Genomic DNA, 17,703 nt, shown 5'->3' with positions numbered 1-17,703 from the left:
GGGCAGCACCCCACCCACAGCCCGGACGACAGCGGCAACGCGGGCCGGATCTAGCCCGCCCCGGACGACGTGTCGTCGTCGCCCGGTTCCCGCCCCGCCGCCGCTTTCGCGGCCGTCCGCAGCAGTGCAATCTGCCCGCGATAGGCTCTGCAGCCACTGCAGGTCGGCAGGTGCACGCGCACCTGCAGGCGCTCATGCAGGGTCAGATGCCGGTCCAGCGCATCCGACAGCAGTCGCGTCACGTCAGTACATTTCCCCGGCAGCATCTTCGGTCGTCAGTCCTTTTTCGCTCAGGCAGGTTCGCAGGCGCGTGCGCGCCCGATACAGCAGCACGCTGCAATGATTCGTCGTCAGCGTCAATTCGCTGCAGATGTCCGTCATCTCGACGTCGAGGAATTCGCGCATCATGAACACGCGCCCGATCTGCTCCGGAAGATGGTCGAGGCAGACCTGGAACAGCGTCCAGAACTGCTGCTGCTGCAACAGCGTTTCGGGGCGCGGCCACGGCCGCGGCTTCGCATGCGCGGCCCAGTGCCCGTTTTCCTTGAACAGCTCGCGATCGAGCACGGATTCGCCGTCGAGCTCGGCGTCGAGCGCGGACAGGCTCACCGTCCGCTGCCGCGCACGCAGCACGTCGATCAGCTTGTTGCGCAGGATGCCGAACACCCAGGTCTTGTGGGCCGACAGCCCCGCGAAATCGCCCGCGTGCGACCACGCGGCGGTCAGCGCTTCCTGCACGGCGTCTTCGGCCGCGTCGGCATCGCGGAGCTGGAGTCGCGCGAAGCGCAGCAGGTCGCGCCGCAGTTGCGCGAGATAAACGGGATCGTCGTACGCGGACGGCATGTCAGGGTGGCAATGTCTCGAGGCGATCGCGCTTGCGTCACAGGGCGGGCGCATCGCGGTGCGAGCAGCTTACTGGGCGCGCTGCCGGCCTGCAACGTATGTTCCGTCACGAATTCACGAAACCGGCCGGCGCGCTGCGCTATGCTTGCCGAAACCCGTATCGCGCATCGAAGGCGCCGCGCGGCGGGCAGTTTGTAACATCAGAACATAACGGTCGAGTTATCCACAATTTCTGTGGAAAACCTTGTGGAAAGTCGGCCGGACGGCCCCGTCGGGCGGTTCGCGGGCTGGCTTGCCTATAAACAGACCTTTGTCACCTGTTCGGAAGCAATCGATCCGATTCCTCACTCACCGGAAGGAGAACGTCATGTCCTATCGTATTGCGGTCGTCGTCGGCAGTCTGCGCCGCGCTTCGTCGAACCGCGCACTCGCGCACGCGTTGATCTCGCTCGCCCCCGCCGATTTTTCGTTCGAGTTCGTCGAGATCGGCGAACTGCCGCTGTACAGCCAGGACTACGACGCGGATTTCCCGGAAGTCGCGAAGCGCTTCAAGCAGTCGATCGAAGCCGCCGATGCGCTGTTGTTCGTCACGCCCGAGTACAACCGGTCGATTCCGGGCGTGCTGAAGAATGCGCTCGACTGGGGCTCGCGCCCGTGGGGTTCCAACTCGTGGTCGGGCAAGCCGGGCGCGGTGCTCGGCACGTCGCCGGGCGCGACGGGCACCGCGCTCGCACAGCAGCACCTGCGCAACGTGCTCGCGTACCTCGACGTGAAGACGCTCGGGCAGCCCGAGATGTTCATCAAGCACGACCCGGCGCGCATCGACGAGCAGGGCCAGATCGTCAGCGAGGACACCCGCAAGTTCCTGCAAGGCTTCGTCGATCGCTACGCGGGCTGGGTGCGCCTGCTGAAGGCGGCCTGACGACGCCGGCTTGATCGCGGCGGCCGTTCAGGCCGCCGACGCCGGCGCCGGCCCGCACGCAGCGGGTTACGTGCCGGTGTGCCGCGCGTCGCGCGCTTCGCGGATGCCCAGCAGGATCTCGTCGAGCAGCGCGATGTCGAACGGCTTCGACAGCACGCGGACGTTGACGGTGCGCGTGCGATCGAGCTCCTCCGCATAACCCGTGACGAGAATCACGGGCAGCTTCCCCGGCCGCTTCTCGACCGCTTCGGCGAGGTCGATGCCGTTCAGGCGGCCCGGCATGTGGATATCCGAAATCACGAGGTCGAACGCATCGTTTGCGGCCGCGCCTTCGATCAGGCGCAACGCGTCGTCGGCGGTGGGTGCATAGGTCACGCGGTGCCCGAGCAGCGAAAGCAGCGCTTCGGTGCCGGCCGCGACTTCGCTGTTGTCCTCGACGAGCAGCACGTGCAGTCCGGCGAGCGCGCTTGCGTCTTGCACGACGGCCTGCGGCCGCACGACGACGTCCTCGGCACGCGCGCGCGGCAGGTAGAGGCGCACCGACGTGCCGGCGCCGACCGCGCTGTCGATCGTCGCGAGGCCGCCCGAGCGTTCGCAGAACGCGAACACCTGCGGCAGCCCGAGCCCCGTCCCCATCCCCTGCGCCTTCGTCGTGAACAGCGGTTCGAACGCGCGCGCAAGCACGTCGGGCGCCATGCCTGAACCCGTATCGTCGAGCGAGATCTGCACGAAATCGCCGGTCAGCGGAAAGCCGTCCTCGCGGCGCAGCGTCACGTTGCGCGCGCCGACCGTGAAGCGGCCGCCGGTCGCCATCGCGTCGCGCGCATTGACCGCGAGGTTGATCACCGCGAGCTCGAGTTCCGCAACGTCGACGCGAATCGGCCAGACGCCGGGCTCGATCGCGACGACCAGCGACGATTTCGAACCGAGCGATGTCTTCAGCAGTTCGCGGCACGTGCCGACCCATTGCCCGATGTCGATCGTCTCGTTGTGCAGCGGCTGCTTGCGCGCGACGCCGAGGAGCTGGCGCGTGAGCGACTGCCCGTTCTTCAGCGCGCGTTCGATCGCGCCGAGTTCCTTGTCGAGATGCTGGACGCCGCGCCGCCGCGCGATCTGCACGTTGCTCGAGATGATCATCAGCAGGTTGTTGAAGTCGTGCGCGACGCTGCCGACGAGGTTGCCGAGCGCCTGCATCTTGCGCGACTGCCGGTACGCCGATTCGATCGAGCGCCGCATCGACGCTTCCGCCTGCCAGCGGTCCCACGCCTCCTCTTCCGCCTTCAGCCGCTTGAGCGACAGCCAGATCACGGACCACAGCGCGATCGACGGCGCGAACATCGAGATGAACAGCACGCTCAGGTGTTCGTACCATTCATGCCAGATCGCCGACGTGCGGTACGCGCACGACACATAGACGGGATAGCTGCCGACCTGGCGGTACGCGACGATCTCGCTGCTTGCGCCATCGTGGCGCACGCGCACGACGCCCGCGCGCGGATCGTTGCGCGCGTCGCCGAACGTGGCCGTGCGATCGGTATGCGCGAGCGACGGCGGCGGCGGATACGATGCGATCACCGCGCCGTCCGAGCGCGCGAGCGCCATCGTCATCGGCGTGCTCGCGCCGCCGAGCAGGTCGCGGTAGAACGCGTTGAAATACGACGATTTCAGCGCGATCGACACCATCCCGGCGAACGAACCGTCGCTATGACGCCGCGCGACGCCCGTGTTGAATACGGGAATGTTCTCGAGCTTGAGCGGCCCCATCATCAGCCGCGAGATGTGTTCGATGACCTTGCCGTCGCGGATGCCGGCGAAGTCGTCGCGGTTCGCGATCGACGCATAGGGCGCCGGATAGTAGAGGCTGTTGGCGAGCAGCATCCCGCTCGCGCCGAAGATCGACACGGCGGCCACCTGCGGGTAGCCGCCGCCGATCGTGTTCAGCGCTTCGTGGATGTCGGATTCCCTGTTGCGTACGGTCGCGTCGTCCATGTCCTGCACGAGATCGACGATGCGCGCATCGAGGGTTTCGCTCAGGTCGAACACCTTGAGCGCGTGCTCTTCGGCGACGCGTACGGTGCGCATCGTCACGTCGCTCGCGGCGGCCTCGCGCGCCTTCAGGTCGTTGTACGCCATCACCACCACGTAGATGCACGGCAGCACGATCGCCGCGACGAGCAGCACGATCAGCGTCACGCGGCGGACCGCGAAATCGTGCTCGGGCGCACCGGCCGCATAGGTGCCGTCGTCCTGCCAGTCGTCGGCGGGAGCGGAGGCGGGGGCGTGGGAGTCGGCAGGCCGGTCGGACGTCATCGAAGCAGCGGGTGAGGCAGAGGTGCCTGCCATCATAAACGAGTTGCGACGGCCCGCCGCACCGCGCCGTACGAGCACGATCCCGTCGATTCCGACAGGGGGAAATTGTCGGATTGAAAACGCGACGAATCCGGCAGCGCAAACGTACACAAGGAAAAATTTTGCGTACTTATCTCGAAAATGGTCGGGGCTGTTTTCGGAATGACGCGCGATCGGATCGATTCTGTTCGAAATGGTGAAAATGGCGAGTTGCACCGACTTCGGTTTACTCCGAGAATCGCGCCTTGCTTTCCCTATGACAGATATATGCGCCCGCCGGCGTTCGCCGCGCGGTGCGTCGCGCGCACCTGCGTCGCGGCGCCCGAGCACGGCCGCCAGGCGGTTGCCTGCGCCCGAACGCATGGCGCCTCAAGAAGTGCGCCGCGCGGCCGTTAACGCGAGAGAGACCACTCCGTATACCGCATCGCCCCATGCCTTTGCCGATTGTAATTGCCGACGATTCGCTGCTCGCTCGCAAACTTCTGACAAAGGCGTTGCCGGGAGACTGGGACGTTGACGTCGCGTATGCGGCGAATGGTCGCGAGGCCCTGGCGCTCTATCGTGACGGCAAAGCTTCCGTGATGTTTCTGGACCTGACGATGCCCGACATGAGCGGATATCAGGTCCTGGAAACACTGCGCCACGAAGATCTGAACACGTTCGTGATCGTGGTATCCGCCGATATCCAGCCGCAGGCGCAAGCACGCGTGCGCGAATTGGGCGCGATCGCATTCGTTGCCAAGCCCGTGACGTCGGACGCATTGCTGCCCATTCTCAAGGAGTATGGGTTGTATGCCTGAATCGGTGTTCACGGCGGAGCAACGCGACGCGTTGCAGGAAATCGCCAACCTTGCAATGGGCCGCGCCGCCGCGCGGCTTGCGTTGCTGCTCGGGCGCTTCATCGAGCTGTCGGTGCCGCGCGTGCGCGTCGTGAAAGCGGCCGACGCGGGCGACGCGCTGCGCGAGATGACGGGCATTCACGACAACGTGACCGCCGTGCGCCAGGGCTTCCGTTCCGACATCAAGGGCGAGGCGATCGTGCTGTGCCGCAGCGCGGGCGTCGCGCGGCTCATGACGATCGTCGACCGCACGTTCGGCGACGGCGTGTACGGTGGGATGGCGACGCCGGACGAGCTCATGTTCGACGTCGCGAACGTGCTGATGGGCGCATGCGTCGCATCGATCCTCGACGAGCTCGGCCGCAAGCCCGTGTTCTTTCCGCCGGGGCTGCTCGGTTCGAACGTGTCGTTCGACGACGTATTCCAGCCGCCCGAGCTCGCGTGGAGCGTCGCGCTGCTGCTCGAGGTGAACTTCGGGCTCGAGGATCATGCGTTCCGTGCCCACTTCGTGATGCTGATGGCCGAGGATTCGATCCGGCTGATGGGCGACGCGCTCGACGCGTTGCTGTCCGCGCTATGACGGCCGCCGCGCCGTCGCTGAGCGACCTCGTGATCGAGCGGGTGGGCTTCGGCCTGTTCGTGCTCGACCGTTCGATGTGCGTGCTGATGTGGAATCGCTTCATGCAGGACCACAGCGGCATCCCGGCCGCCGACGTGATCGGCCGCAACCTGTTCGACTGCTTTCCGGACCTGCCGCGCGCATGGCTGTCGCGCAAGCTCGAGAGCGTGTTCCAGCTCGGCAGCTTCGCGTTCAGCTCGTGGGAGCAGCGGCCCTACCTGTTCCGCTTCGAGCACGACCGGCCGATCACCGGCGGCGTCGACTACATGCAGCAGGACTGCACGTTCATGCCGCTCACGCGCGGCCGCGAGGTCGAGGCCGTGTGCGTGACGATCTCCGACGTCACGCATGTGAGCGTGATGCAGCGCGAGCGCGAGGAAGCGGTCGCGAAGCTGCGCGAACACGCGAATCGCGACGGCCTGACCGGCATCGCGAACCGGCGCTTCTTCGAGGCGCGGCTCGGCGACGAATTCGCGCGCTGGCAGCGCTACGGCGGCGACATGTCGGTGCTGCTGTTCGACCTCGACCACTTCAAGACGATCAACGACCGCTTCGGGCATGCGGCCGGCGACGCCGTGCTGCGCGAGACGGCGCGCCGCGTCGCGTCGATCGTGCGTGCGCAGGATACGTTCGGCCGTTTCGGCGGCGAGGAATTCGCGCTGCTGCTGCCGTGCACGAGTCTCGACGAGGCGATGCTGGTGGCCGACAAGGTGCGCGACGCGATCGGCAGCTCGCCGGTCGATGCCGAGGGCGTCAGCGTGCCGGTGACGGCGAGCGTCGGCGGTGCGTGCGCGAAAACGGGCGCGCCGACCTGCGACGTGCTCGTCAACGAGGCCGACGCCGCGCTCTATCGCGCGAAGCGGCTCGGGCGCGATCGTTCGGTCGCCTACGCGTAGGCGCGCCCGCCCCGCATCGCGCGAAGCGGCTTCGCCCCGCGCGTGCCGCGCTCAGCTTTTCGCGATGTCGGCCAGCACGCCGGCCAGCACGGCCGGTTCCGACACGAACGGCGAATGGCTGCTGTCGAGCTGGTGCACGTGGGTCGGGTTGCCGGGCGCGAACGCGTCGGCTTCGTCGATGAAGCGCTGCTGCAGCGCGGGCAGGATCACGCGATCCTGCAGGCACTTGATGTAGTGACGGTCGATCGCGCCCCAGCGCGCGGCGGTCGTCGGGATCGCGGTCGCGAACGGCGCGGCCGGCACGTCGCAGGTCATCAGGTTCGCGACGGCCTCGAAGTCGGCCTGCGGTGCGTCGTCGTACAGCGCGCGCTTCATCGTGTCGCGATACGCGGCGTCGCCGCTGCGCGGATCGATGCGCAGCGCACCGGCGACGCGCGGGCTCGCGAGCATCAGCGCGCCGAGCATCTCGCCCTTGTTCTCGGGCGCGCGCACGTAGTCGAGGCCCGGCACGCCCGACGCAGGCATGAACGCCGCGAGATAGACGATCTTCGCGATCTTTTCCGGCGCGCGTTCGGCGGCCGCCGTGATCGCGAGGCCGCCCATGCTGTGCCCGACCAGCACGACCTTGCCGCGGCCGAGCGCATACGCGTCGTCGACGGCCTGCATCACCTGCGTCGCGTAATCGTCGAGCGTCGTGTTCGCGACCGGCGACGGCTCGGCGCCGAACGCGTCCTTGTCGAGCGGCCGTTCGAGATAAGACGCGGGAAAGCGGGCGTTGATGCCGTGCGCGGGCAGGTCGCGCGCGATCGACAGGTAGCCGCGCGCGGCCAGCGCTGCAGCGACGTGCGCGTAGCACCACGCGCCGTGCCACGCGCCATGCACGAGCACGAACACGGGATGGTCGGCCTGCTGGGGGGCGGTTATGTTCGTCTCCATGGGGTGTTCGTGTTTTTTCGGGAAAGCTGTCATCTTAGACGAACCCGTGCGCGTCCAAGCGCGAACGCACGCTGCGATCGCGTTATCGACAGCGGTCCGTCCCTCTTGTCTCGCGCAGGCCACATTTCGTCCGGATCCGATATGAATTTGAGCCGAAGCGCGCTAATTTGTTGCTTTGCTCGCGATTGCGCCCCATGAACGTCGACTATCTCTTCTACCGGAAGCCGGACAAACCCGGCCCCTATTCGCTCGACGACCTGGGCGACATTGCGCCGCCGATCGGCCCGGGCGACCTGGTGCGCGCGGGGATCGCGCGCGTGTTCGAGCAGATCGACTGGCAGGAGTCGCCCGACGTGCCGGGCGCGTGGTTCGGCACGGGCGGCGCGGTATTCCAGTTCACCGTGGAGCCCGACGGCCGCGTGACGAGCTTCATGGGCTCGCGCCTCGAACGCCGCTCGATGCTGCAGCTCACCCGCGAAATGGGGCTCATTGCGCTCGACCTGCAGCGCGATATCGTTTACGGCTGACGGGCCGCCGGCGCCCGCTGGTGTCGAGTGGCACCCGTTCCCGCCGAGGCCGGCCGCGCCGGCCTGCCAACGGCCCCCGGCGCCCCGCCGGACATGGCGCGTGTCCGCCATCGAACTTCAAAGATTGCTATACTTTCGCCCAATTCCGGCTTCCGGCCGGTAATTTGTGCCTGTCTGCGTCGATCGTTCGCATATCTCGCACGCATTGACACCCTGACCATCCCAGCCGGGCATGGCTTCTTCAATCGCCCCGCGTGGGTGTCTCCGTGGAGCTTGTCTTGGCCGTTTCCAATTCCGTCGTGGACGAACAAGAAACCGACGCCGCTGCCGTCACATCGGGCAGTTCCTTCTATCTTGCGATGCGCATCCTGCCGGCCGTGCAGCGCGATGCGATGTTCCAGGTCTACGCGTTCTGCCGCGCGGTCGACGACATCGCCGACAGCGACCTGCCGCGCGCCGAGCGCACCGCGGGCCTCGATCGCTGGCGTGCGGACATCGACGCGTGCTTCGCGGGCCGCCCGCCGCGCCATCTGGCCGCGCTGGATCGCGAGATCCGCGCATTCAACCTGCAGCGCGACGATTTCCACGCGATGATCGACGGAATGGCGATGGACGCGGTAGAAGACATCTGCGCGCCCGACGAGCCGACGCTCGACCTCTTTTGCGATCGCGTGGCGAGCGCGGCCGGGCGGCTGTCGGTGAGGATATTCGGGATGCCGGAAGCCGAAGGGATCGAGCTGTCGCACCACCTCGGTCGTGCGCTGCAACTGACGAACATCCTGCGCGACATCGACGACGACGCGGCGATCAACCGCTGCTACCTGCCGCGCGAGCTGCTTGCGCGCGAAGGCATCGCGATCGCCGATCCGGCAACGATCGTGCGCGATCCGGCGCTGCCGCGCGTGTGCGCGACGCTCGTCGAGCGCGCACTCGAGCATTTCCGCCAGGCCGACGCGGTGATGGATACCTGCCCGCGTGCGCAGGTGAAGGCGCCGCGCATCATGTCGGGCGCGTATCGCTGCATTCTCGAAGCCGCGGTCGCACGCGGCTTTGCCGCCCCGCGCGCCCCGCTGCGCAAGCCGAAAGCGCGCATGCTGATGATCGCCGCGCGCTACGCGCTGTTCTGAGTCGACCGAGTCGATGCCCAGAACCGTCCACGTGATCGGTGCCGGACTCGCGGGCCTGTCGGCCGCGGTCGAACTGCAACGCCGCGGGCGGCACATCGTGCTGCACGATGCGCACGCGCATGCGGGCGGCCGCTGCCGATCGTGGTTCGACGGGACGCTGAACACGACGCTCGACAGCGGGCTGCACGTGGTATTCGCGGGGCAGGCGGCAACGCAGCGCTACCTGCGCGCGATCGGCGCGGCCGATCAACTGGTCGGGCCCGCGCTGCCTGAATTTCCGGTCGTCGACGTCGCGTCGCAGCAGCGCTGGACGCTGCGCTTCGGCAACGGGCGCTGGCCGTCATGGCTGTTCGACGCCGCGTCGCGTGCGCCTGGCACGACGCCGCTCGACTACCTCGCGCTCGCCCCGCTCGGGTTCGCGCGCACGGGCCGCTCGCTCGCACAGACGATGCGATGCGACGGCGTGCTGTGGGATCGTTGGCTGCGGCCGTATTTGCTCGGGGTACTGAACGTCGAGCCGCGCCACGCGAGTGCCGAGCTCGCGCGCGCGGTGCTGTGCAGCACGTTTGCCGCGGGCGGCCCCGGCTGCCGTCCGCTCGTCGCGCGCCACGGGCTCGGCAGCGCATTCGTCGAACCGGCGCTGCGGATGCTGCAGCACGGCGGCGCGCAGATCCGGCTGAACTCGCGGGCCGACGCGTTCGAGTTCGGCGCGCACGGCAATGCGGTCGATGCGGTCGCGATCGGCGGCGAGCGCGTCGATCTCGCGCCGGGCGACGCGGTCGTGCTGGCCGTGCCGCCCGAGGTCGCGTTGCCGCTCGTACCCGAACTCACCGCGCCGGATACATTCAGCGCGGTCGTGACCGCGTATTTCGCGGCCGAGCCGCCGGCCGGCAGCCCGCTGCAGACGACCGTCGTCAACGGCGTCGTCGATGCGGTGCGCGCCGGCGGCGGCCAGCTCGCGGCGACGATCCGCGATGCGGGCCGCTGGCTCGACATGCCGCACGACACGCTCGCGCGGCGGATCTGGGAAGACGTCGCGCACGTGATCGGCGCGAACCCGGAAACCATCCCCGCGTGGCAGCTCGTCGTCGAGCCGCGCGCGGGCTTTGCGGCGGTGCCGTCGCAGGAAATGAAACGTCCGGCCGTGCGTACGCGCTGGACCAATCTTGTGCTGGCGGGCGACTGGATTGCCACCGGCTTGCCCGCCACGATCGAGGGCGCGATCCGTTCCGGCCAATTGGCCGCGGACGTGCTCCAGACACAATAAGAGAGGGACCGATGAACGATCTCACCGAAATGGCTACCCTGTCCGCCGGCATCGCGCCGGCCGGCGTCGACGCGGCCGTCGCGCGTGCGACCGACGCGCTGCTGGCCGCGCAGAACGCGGACGGACACTGGGTCTACGAACTCGAAGCCGATTCGACGATTCCCGCCGAATACGTGCTGCTCGTCCACTATCTCGGCGAGACGCCGAACCTCGAGCTCGAACGGAAGATCGGCCGGTATCTGCGCCGCATCCAGCAGGCGGACGGCGGCTGGCCGCTGTTCACCGACGGCGCGCCGAACATCAGCGCGAGCGTGAAGGCATATTTCGCGCTGAAGGTGATCGGCGACGACGAGAACGCCGAGCACATGCAGCGCGCGCGCAAGGCGATCCACGCGATGGGCGGCGCCGAGATGTCGAACGTGTTCACGCGCATCCAGCTCGCGCTGTACGGCGCGATTCCGTGGCGCGCCGTGCCGATGATGCCGGTCGAGATCATGCTGCTGCCGCAATGGTTCCCGTTCCACCTGTCGAAGGTGTCGTACTGGGCGCGTACCGTGATCGTGCCGCTGCTCGTGCTGAACGCGAAGCGCCCGCTCGCGAAGAACCCGCGCGGCGTGCGCATCGACGAGCTGTTCGTCGATCCGCCCGTCAACGCCGGGCTGCTGCCGCGCCAGGGTCACCAGAGCGCCGGCTGGTTCGCGTTCTTCCGTGTGGTCGACCATGCGCTGCGCGCGGTCGACGGCTTGTTCCCGAGCTATACGCGCGAACGCGCGATCCGCCAGGCCGTGTCGTTCGTCGACGAGCGCCTGAACGGCGAGGACGGCCTCGGCGCGATCTATCCGGCGATGGCCAACGCGGTGATGATGTACGACGTGCTCGGCTACGCGGAGGATCATCCGAACCGCGCGATCGCGCGCAAGGCGCTCGACAAGCTGCTCGTCGTGCAGGAGGACGAAGCGTATTGCCAGCCATGCCTGTCGCCGGTGTGGGACACGTCGCTCGCGGCGCATGCGCTGCTCGAAACCGGCGATGCGCGCGCCGAGGAAGCCGTGCTGCGCGGCCTCGACTGGCTGCGTCCGCTGCAGATCCTCGACGTGCGCGGCGACTGGATCTCGCGCCGCCCGAACGTGCGGCCCGGCGGCTGGGCGTTCCAGTACGCGAACGCGCACTACCCGGACGTCGACGATACGGCCGTGGTCGTGATGGCGATGGACCGCGCGCAGAAGCTCAGGCAGTCGGACGCGTACCGCGAATCGATGGCGCGCGCGCGCGAATGGGTCGTCGGCATGCAGAGCAGCGACGGCGGTTGGGGCGCGTTCGAGCCGGAAAACACGCAGTACTACCTGAACAACATCCCGTTCTCCGATCACGGCGCGCTGCTCGATCCGCCGACCTCCGACGTGTCGGGCCGCTGCCTGTCGATGCTGTCGCAGCTCGGCGAGACGGCCGCGAACAGCGAGCCGGCCCGCCGCGCGCTCGACTACATGCTGAAGGAGCAGGAGCCGGACGGCAGCTGGTACGGCCGCTGGGGGATGAACTACGTGTACGGCACGTGGACCGCGCTGTGCTCGCTGAACGCGGCCGGCCTCGGGCCTGAAGACCCGCGCATGAAGCGCGGCGCGCAGTGGCTGCTGTCGATCCAGAACAAGGACGGCGGCTGGGGCGAGGACGGCGACAGCTACAAGCTGAACTACCGCGGTTTCGAGCAGGCGCCGAGCACGGCGTCGCAGACGGCCTGGGCGCTGCTCGGCCTGATGGCGGCCGGCGAGGTGAACAACCCGGCCGTTGCGCGCGGCGTCGATTACCTGATCGCCGAGCAGAACGAAGAGGGTCTGTGGGACGAGACGCGCTTCACGGCGACGGGCTTCCCGCGCGTGTTCTACCTGCGCTACCACGGCTATCGCAAGTTCTTCCCGCTGTGGGCGCTCGCGCGCTACCGCAACCTGAAGCGCGACAACGCGACGCGCGTCACGGTCGGGATGTAACGCGTGGGCGCATCACGGCACAACGGCGCATTGCCCGTCATCGCGGTGACGGGGATGGCGTTCGAGGCGCGCATCGCGCGCGGCGACGGCGTCGAGGCCGTGTTCGCCGCGCGGGCCGACCGGCTCGAGCGTGCGCTGGCCGACGCGACCGCGCGTGGTTGCGCGGGCATCGTGAGCTTCGGCACGGCGGGCGGGCTCGCGCCCGATCTGGAACCCGGCGCGCTCGTGATCGCGAACGCGATCGACGGGCCGTTCGGCCGCGTCGAGACCGATACGAGCTGGAGCGCGCGGCTCGTCGCCGCGCTGCACGACACGCCGGTATGGGCGCGCGTCACGCGCGGCACGATCGCGGCCGTCGGTGCGCCGGTCGTCAGCGAACAGGAAAAGGCGTCGCTGCACCACGCGAAGGGCGCGCTCGCCGTCGACATGGAGTCGCACATCGCGGCGGCCTTCGCGGCTGCGCGCGGCGTGCCGTTCGCGGTGTGCCGCGCGATCGTCGATCCGGCGTGGCGCACGCTGCCGCGCGCGGCGACGGCCGGCCTGCGCGACGACGGCAGCACGGCGATCCTGCCGATCCTGCGCGAATTGCTGAAGCAGCCGTCGCAGCTCGGCCCGCTGCTGCAGGTCGCCAGCGATGCGCGCGCGGCGCGTACGACACTGATCCAGGCACGCCACGCGTTCGAGCGTGCGGGTGCGATGCGGATCGTCTGAGCGGCACCGCCACGTTTCTCTTTCCCTCCTCTCTCCGTTTTCGCGGACAAAAAAAGAGCGCTGCCTGATGCAGCGCTCTTTGTCTTTGCGGCGGTCGCCGTTGCAGCGTTACTGCGCGGCCGGACTGCTCGCGGGCATTGCCGGCGCGGCCGGCGTGACGTCGGCGGCCGGTGCCGGCGTCGTCGCGGAACTCGACGATGCCGCTGCCGCTGCCGGTGCCGCGGCAGGCGCACTCGCCGGCATCGCATTGTCCGCACCCGGATCGTCGTACTGCGGCAACCCCGGCGCGGCCGGCGCGTTGTTCGGCGCGGCGCCCGATGCGCCATCCGATGCGCCCGGATCCTCGTAGTTCGGCAGCCCCGGCACGGCCGGCGCCGCGGCCGGCACGGCGCCCGATTCGCCCGGCTCGCTGTAGTTCGGCAGCGCGGTCGACGACGACTGGCTGCGATACGTCAGCGACTTGCGCTGCTGCAGGTACGCGTCGCGCACGAACGAATACGGATCGAGCGCGGCCTGCTTCAGCAGGTCGGTCGCGCCGAGCAGGTCCGAACGCGCGCTGATGAATTGCGCGATGTACATCGGGTTGCGCGCGGCCGGCTCGATGTAGTTGAGCAGGTTGAAGCGCACGTCCACCGCACGGCCGACGCCGTCGCGGACCGTGCTCGGCCCGAACACGGGCAGCACGAGATACGGGCCGGACGGCACGCCCCAGCGCGCGAGCGTCAGGCCGAAATCCTGGTGATGCTTCGGCAGCCCGGCCGGCGTCGCGATGTCGATCAGGCCGGCGACGCCGAACAGCGAGTTCATCGTCACGCGCATCAGATCCTGCGTCGCATCGGTGATGCGCAACTGCAGCAGGTTGTTCGCCATGTTGCCGAGATCGCCGAGGTTCGAGAAGAAGTTGCTGATCGCGGTGCGCACGGGCGTCGGCGTGATCTTCTGGTAACCCTTCGCGATCGGCACGGCGATGTTCGAATCGACGGCGTCGTTGATCTTGTACATCGTCCGGTTCATCGGCTCGAGCGGGTCGTTGGGATTGCGGTTCGGTCCCGTCGCGCAGCCGGTCAGCATCGCGCTGGCGGCGACGGTCGCCGCGATGATTCGCACCTTATTCATTGATTCCTTGCGATTGGTTCTTGGCGCGTTTGACGCGCGGTTTGCCCATCAGGACGGGCTGGAACACCACGGCGCCGATCAGCGTGCAGGTCAGTGCCAGCGCGAGCAGCTTGCCCATGCTCGACGTGCCCGGGTGGTGCGACAGCCACAGGCTGCCGAATGCGGTCGCCGTCGTCGCGGCGCTGAACAGCACCGCGTGCGTGAGGCTCGAATGCAGCAATCCCGTCTGCCCCGCGCGCCACGCCATCACGAAATACACCTTGAATGCGACGCCGACGCCGAGCATCAGCGGCAGCGCGATGATGTTCGCGAAGTTGAGCGGCATGCCGAGCACGACGCACATCTCGAGCGTCACGACACCCGACACGAGCAGCGGCACCAGCGTGCGCAGCACGTCGCCGAAGCGGCGCAGCGTGACCCACAGCAGGATCGTGATCGACATGATCGACCACACCCCCGCATGCAGGAACGCGTTGATGATCGTGTCGGCCGAATGCAGGATCGAGATCGGCCCGCCGGTCGCGCCCGGTTCCGCGGCCTTCACGGTCTGCGCGAAACGGCGCAGCATCGTGTCGTCGTTCGGGTCGACGCCCTTCGGCACCTTCGGCGAGATCTGCACGAGCGCGTGGCCGTCCGGCGCGACCCAGTCGCGCACGAGCGGCGGCGGCAGCGATTCGCGCGTGATGTCCTGCGGCTGCAGCAGCGCGGCGAGCTGGTTCAGCGCGATGCGCAGCGTATCGGAGAATGCGCGCTCGGCGCGGTCGCGCGTCGCGCTGTCGGCGGCGGCGAGCTTCGCGAGCGACGCGGACAGGTGTTGCGCGGCGGCCGCGCCCGGGCCCGGGTGATCTTCCGCCGCGTAGCCGAGCAGATCCGACACGCGCTTGAGCGCCGCGACGCGCTGCGCGTCGGTCGCGGGCGGCGCGGCCGGCTGCGTCAGCGCGGGCAGCAGGTCGCTCGCGGCCGCGGCGATCGCCGCGCGCTTGGCCGGCTGGTCGGCGGGGATGAAGGTCGACAGGGTGGTCGTGCGGCCGACTTCGGGCAGCGCGTCGAGACGCTTCGCGGCCGCATCGGCTTCGGCGAGCGACGGCGCGAGCAGCGTGACGTCGTTGACGGCTGCTTCGGGCGAATCCTTCAGCGCGAGCAGCGTCGCCATCGATTCGCTGTTCGGATCCTTCAGGTGCAGCGGGTTGAAGTCGAAGCGCAGGAACGCGAGCAGCGGCAGCGCGCCGATCACGACCGCGAGCGTGCCGATCAGGATCGGCTTGCGATGGCGATCGAGGAAATCGTCGACCGGCGCGAGCCACGGGAAGCCCGGCGTCTTCGATTCGCCCGGCGGCGCGAACAGGCGCAGCAGCGCGGGCAGCAGCGTGAGCGTGGTCAGCAGTGCGACGAACATCCCGACGCCCGCGATCAGGCCGAGCTCGGACACGCCGCGATAGGCGGTGGGGATGAACGAGAAGAAGCTCGCCGCGACGGCCGCCGTGGCCAGCGCGAGCGGCATGCCCATCGAGTGCGCGGCGCCGATCAGCGCGTGATCGATGCGCTGGTCGCGGAAGCGTTCCTCGCGGTACTTCACGCCGTACTGGATCGAGAAATCGACGCCGAGGCCGACGAACAGCACCATGAACGCGACCGAGATCATGTTCAGCGAGCCGACCATCGCGAGGCCGAGCGCGGCGGTCACGACGAGGCCGACGAACAGCGTGACGAGCACCGAGCCGATCATCCGCTTCGAGCGCAGCGCAAGCCACAGGATGACGAGCACGGCGAGCAGCGTGAGCGCGCCGTTGAGCGCCGCGCCGTCCTCGACCGATGCGAATTCATCGTCGGCGAGCGGCTGTTCGCCGGTCAGGTGCACGGCCGCGCCGTAGCGCTTTTCGAGGTCGAGCGAACGGGCAGCGTCGCGAATCACCTGGCTGGTTTCCGCGCCGGCCTTCAGCGCGCCGTAGTTGACCACGGGCTGCACGGTGACGAATGCGCGCGCGGGCTGCCGCGCGGCATCGCTGTCGACCAGCGCGCGCCACGAGAACGCGGCCGGCTTGCCGGCCAGCACGTCGTCGACCGTCGCGGCGCTGCGCGCGAGCAGCTTCGCCATCGCCGGCAGTTTCACCTGGCCGGTCAGGAGCGGCTGGCCGAGCGTGGTGGCCAGCGTCGTCGCGAGCCCGGTCAGGCTCGGGTTCTTCGCGAGTTCGTTGACGAGCGGGCGCGCGCTCGCGAGCTGCGAGGTCGTATCGGTGACTTCCTGCGGCGACAGGAACAGCAGCCCGTTGTGCTCGAAGAACGGCCCGCCGCCGGGCTCGGCGACCTGGCCGATGCGGCCGGCTTCGGCCTGCTTCTGCAGCGCTTCGGTCAGCGCATGCGCGGCGGCATTCGCGAATTCGGGCGCGGGCGCCTCGACGACCGCGAGGATCGTGCCGTTGCGTTGCGGGAACGCTTTATCGACGGCCTGGCCGAGTGCGGCCCATTGCGGTTCCGCATCGACGAGCTTGCTGATGTCGGTATTGATCTTGAAATGCTGCGCGACGTAGACACCGCTGAGGGCAGCGATGACGAGCGACAGGACGACGACCCAGACGGGACGGCGCACCGACCACGCAACGAGTCGGACGATGAGAGATGTCACCATGTGGCGGTGGGGAGCGGCTGGCAAGGGCAAAGTAGCCAAGTATACCGGCGCGGCGTGGCGACTGACGTGACGTTGCGGGTTTCGGGGCGGGAAGGAGATTTGTTCGCGGCGGCGGAATCGATACCGGTGGCCGGCTGTTTTGTAAGGGGATATTTACATAATCGGAGCTGAGCTCAGCTGCGCCATCGTGCCGTCACCCGCGCCTGTGACAAATGAAGCTGAAAGGTAACAGTCGGTCACGGCGCGGCAACCGGGCGTCGGGCCCGGTATACTTTGCCCCACCGGCCGATGCAAGGAGCCGGTCGTTTTTTCCCATTGAGCGCGAATATTCGTATGAAACGTCATCTGTTTGCTTTCGTCGCGGCCGCCGCCGTGTCGGTTTCCGCTTTCGCGCAGAGCGCGCCGGTCGACATCGTCCGCAATGCGGTCGAGGGCACCGTCACCGCGATGAAGGCCGATCCGGCCGCACGCGGCGGCGACATGGCGAAGGTCACGCAGGTCGTCGAGCAGCGCTTCCTGCCCGCGACCAACTTCGAGCGCACGACCCGCATCGCCGTCGGCGACGCGTGGAAGCAGGCGACGCCGCAACAGCAGCAGGAGCTGTACAAGCAGTTCAGGCTGCTGATGACGCGCACCTACGCCGCGTCGCTCGCGCAGCTCGGCAGCCAGGACGCGAAGTTCTCGTTCAAGGCCGGCGGCGCATCGGGCGCCGACGCGCTCGTGCAATCGACGGTGACGACGCCGGGCGACAGCCAGTCGGTCGGCTATCGGCTCGGCAAGGTCGGCAACGACTGGAAGATCTACGACATCGACATGTCGGGCGCGTGGCTGATCCAGGTCTACCAGGGCCAGTTCAAGAGCCAGCTCGCGTCGGGCGGGATCGACGGGCTGATCGCGTATCTGCAGAAGCACAATTCGCGGACGAACTGACGGCCGCTGC

Annotated in this window: 16 protein-coding genes; 10 read left to right on the top strand and 6 right to left on the bottom strand. The window is 68.3% G+C overall.

Annotation, left to right across the window (positions count from 1 at the left end):
* Nucleotides 1-50: 50 nt before the first annotated feature.
* Both FPJ27_RS04535 and FPJ27_RS04530 read right to left on the bottom strand, forming a co-directional pair.
* Nucleotides 51-266, bottom strand: coding sequence for a zf-HC2 domain-containing protein (locus FPJ27_RS04535; protein ID WP_034181509.1), 216 nt, complete (start codon nt 264-266; stop codon nt 51-53).
* Nucleotides 244-843, bottom strand: a complete 600-nt coding sequence (locus FPJ27_RS04530) for an RNA polymerase factor sigma-70 (protein ID WP_072444958.1) — start codon at nt 841-843, stop codon at nt 244-246. The genes FPJ27_RS04535 and FPJ27_RS04530 overlap by 23 nt, the downstream gene beginning before the upstream one ends.
* A 367-nt stretch (nt 844-1,210) precedes the next feature.
* Between FPJ27_RS04530 and FPJ27_RS04525 the strand changes: the two genes are divergently transcribed.
* The gene (locus tag FPJ27_RS04525) at nt 1,211-1,765 is read left to right on the top strand and encodes an NAD(P)H-dependent oxidoreductase (RefSeq protein ID WP_072444956.1); all 555 of its coding nucleotides are present in this window, start codon (nt 1,211-1,213) and stop codon (nt 1,763-1,765) included.
* 66 nt (nt 1,766-1,831) lie between these two features.
* On the opposite strand, the gene FPJ27_RS04520 is transcribed toward FPJ27_RS04525, so the two are convergent.
* Nucleotides 1,832-4,075 (bottom strand): hybrid sensor histidine kinase/response regulator, encoded by a 2,244-nt coding sequence (locus tag FPJ27_RS04520; protein WP_072444954.1) that lies wholly within the window; start codon nt 4,073-4,075, stop codon nt 1,832-1,834.
* A gap of 470 nt (nt 4,076-4,545) precedes the next feature.
* Between FPJ27_RS04520 and FPJ27_RS04515 the strand changes: the two genes are divergently transcribed.
* Genes FPJ27_RS04515 through FPJ27_RS04505 form a run of 3 tightly spaced genes read left to right on the top strand, consistent with a single transcriptional unit; the run spans nt 4,546 to nt 6,468 of the window.
* A complete protein-coding gene (locus tag FPJ27_RS04515; protein ID WP_034181513.1) occupies nt 4,546-4,914 on the top strand; it encodes a response regulator in 369 nt (122 codons plus the stop codon).
* Nucleotides 4,907-5,533, top strand: a complete 627-nt coding sequence (locus FPJ27_RS04510; RefSeq protein ID WP_034181514.1) for a chemotaxis protein CheC — start codon at nt 4,907-4,909, stop codon at nt 5,531-5,533. Before FPJ27_RS04515 ends, FPJ27_RS04510 begins: the two co-directional genes overlap by 8 nt.
* Nucleotides 5,530-6,468: a diguanylate cyclase gene (locus FPJ27_RS04505; protein ID WP_072444950.1), complete on the top strand. Its 939-nt coding sequence runs from the start codon at nt 5,530-5,532 to the stop codon at nt 6,466-6,468. Before FPJ27_RS04510 ends, FPJ27_RS04505 begins: the two co-directional genes overlap by 4 nt.
* A 51-nt stretch (nt 6,469-6,519) precedes the next feature.
* On the opposite strand, the gene FPJ27_RS04500 is transcribed toward FPJ27_RS04505, so the two are convergent.
* Nucleotides 6,520-7,404 carry an alpha/beta fold hydrolase gene (locus tag FPJ27_RS04500; RefSeq protein WP_072444948.1) on the bottom strand — a complete coding sequence of 295 codons (885 nt, stop codon included), beginning with the start codon at nt 7,402-7,404 and terminating at the stop codon, nt 6,520-6,522.
* 194 nt (nt 7,405-7,598) lie between these two features.
* Between FPJ27_RS04500 and FPJ27_RS04495 the strand changes: the two genes are divergently transcribed.
* From FPJ27_RS04495 to FPJ27_RS04475, 5 genes are all read left to right on the top strand, one after another.
* The gene (locus tag FPJ27_RS04495) at nt 7,599-7,931 is read left to right on the top strand and encodes a hypothetical protein (RefSeq protein WP_034181517.1); all 333 of its coding nucleotides are present in this window, start codon (nt 7,599-7,601) and stop codon (nt 7,929-7,931) included.
* A 278-nt stretch (nt 7,932-8,209) separates the two neighbouring features.
* Nucleotides 8,210-9,058: a presqualene diphosphate synthase HpnD gene (gene hpnD / locus FPJ27_RS04490; RefSeq protein WP_034181518.1), complete on the top strand. Its 849-nt coding sequence runs from the start codon at nt 8,210-8,212 to the stop codon at nt 9,056-9,058.
* Nucleotides 9,059-9,071: 13 nt separating this feature from the next.
* A complete protein-coding gene (gene hpnE, locus FPJ27_RS04485; protein WP_204422154.1) occupies nt 9,072-10,325 on the top strand; it encodes a hydroxysqualene dehydroxylase HpnE in 1,254 nt (417 codons plus the stop codon).
* 11 nt (nt 10,326-10,336) lie between these two features.
* On the top strand, nt 10,337-12,310 hold the full coding sequence (gene shc, locus FPJ27_RS04480; RefSeq protein ID WP_204422153.1) for a squalene--hopene cyclase: 1,974 nt from the start codon (nt 10,337-10,339) through the stop codon (nt 12,308-12,310).
* Between the two features lie 3 nt (nt 12,311-12,313).
* Nucleotides 12,314-13,021: a phosphorylase gene (locus FPJ27_RS04475; protein ID WP_204422152.1), complete on the top strand. Its 708-nt coding sequence runs from the start codon at nt 12,314-12,316 to the stop codon at nt 13,019-13,021.
* A gap of 108 nt (nt 13,022-13,129) precedes the next feature.
* On the opposite strand, the gene FPJ27_RS04470 is transcribed toward FPJ27_RS04475, so the two are convergent.
* Both FPJ27_RS04470 and FPJ27_RS04465 read right to left on the bottom strand, forming a co-directional pair.
* Nucleotides 13,130-14,137: a VacJ family lipoprotein gene (locus FPJ27_RS04470; protein ID WP_204422151.1), complete on the bottom strand. Its 1,008-nt coding sequence runs from the start codon at nt 14,135-14,137 to the stop codon at nt 13,130-13,132.
* Nucleotides 14,130-16,763, bottom strand: a complete 2,634-nt coding sequence (locus tag FPJ27_RS04465) for an MMPL family transporter (protein WP_204422150.1) — start codon at nt 16,761-16,763, stop codon at nt 14,130-14,132. Before FPJ27_RS04465 ends, FPJ27_RS04470 begins: the two co-directional genes overlap by 8 nt.
* Before the next feature lie 333 nt (nt 16,764-17,096).
* On the opposite strand from FPJ27_RS04465, the gene FPJ27_RS04460 reads away from it, so the two are divergent.
* Nucleotides 17,097-17,693 carry an ABC transporter substrate-binding protein gene (locus FPJ27_RS04460; protein WP_034181524.1) on the top strand — a complete coding sequence of 199 codons (597 nt, stop codon included), beginning with the start codon at nt 17,097-17,099 and terminating at the stop codon, nt 17,691-17,693.
* Nucleotides 17,694-17,703 lie beyond the last annotated feature (10 nt).

The sequence above is a fragment of the Burkholderia sp. MS455 genome (assembly GCF_016899445.1).
In the GTDB taxonomy this organism is placed as follows: Bacteria; Pseudomonadota; Gammaproteobacteria; order Burkholderiales; family Burkholderiaceae; genus Burkholderia; species Burkholderia pyrrocinia_C.
The sequence above is the reverse complement of the archived record's forward strand: the minus strand, read 5'-3'. Positions and strand labels throughout refer to the sequence as shown.

Bases quoted from the DNA above. Each gene is read 5' to 3' on its own strand.
- FPJ27_RS04535 (WP_034181509.1), bottom strand. From the start codon at position 266: ATGCTGCCGGGGAAATGTACTGACGTGACGCGACTGCTGTCGGATGCG.
- FPJ27_RS04530 (WP_072444958.1), bottom strand. From the start codon at position 843: ATGCCGTCCGCGTACGACGATCCCGTTTATCTCGCGCAACTGCGGCGC.
- FPJ27_RS04525 (WP_072444956.1), top strand. From the start codon at position 1,211: ATGTCCTATCGTATTGCGGTCGTCGTCGGCAGTCTGCGCCGCGCTTCG.
- FPJ27_RS04520 (WP_072444954.1), bottom strand. From the start codon at position 4,075: ATGACGTCCGACCGGCCTGCCGACTCCCACGCCCCCGCCTCCGCTCCC.
- FPJ27_RS04515 (WP_034181513.1), top strand. From the start codon at position 4,546: ATGCCTTTGCCGATTGTAATTGCCGACGATTCGCTGCTCGCTCGCAAA.
- FPJ27_RS04510 (WP_034181514.1), top strand. From the start codon at position 4,907: ATGCCTGAATCGGTGTTCACGGCGGAGCAACGCGACGCGTTGCAGGAA.
- FPJ27_RS04505 (WP_072444950.1), top strand. From the start codon at position 5,530: ATGACGGCCGCCGCGCCGTCGCTGAGCGACCTCGTGATCGAGCGGGTG.
- FPJ27_RS04500 (WP_072444948.1), bottom strand. From the start codon at position 7,404: ATGGAGACGAACATAACCGCCCCCCAGCAGGCCGACCATCCCGTGTTC.
- FPJ27_RS04495 (WP_034181517.1), top strand. From the start codon at position 7,599: ATGAACGTCGACTATCTCTTCTACCGGAAGCCGGACAAACCCGGCCCC.
- hpnE (WP_204422154.1), top strand. From the start codon at position 9,072: ATGCCCAGAACCGTCCACGTGATCGGTGCCGGACTCGCGGGCCTGTCG.
- shc (WP_204422153.1), top strand. From the start codon at position 10,337: ATGAACGATCTCACCGAAATGGCTACCCTGTCCGCCGGCATCGCGCCG.
- FPJ27_RS04470 (WP_204422151.1), bottom strand. From the start codon at position 14,137: ATGAATAAGGTGCGAATCATCGCGGCGACCGTCGCCGCCAGCGCGATG.
- FPJ27_RS04465 (WP_204422150.1), bottom strand. From the start codon at position 16,763: ATGGTGACATCTCTCATCGTCCGACTCGTTGCGTGGTCGGTGCGCCGT.
- FPJ27_RS04460 (WP_034181524.1), top strand. From the start codon at position 17,097: ATGAAACGTCATCTGTTTGCTTTCGTCGCGGCCGCCGCCGTGTCGGTT.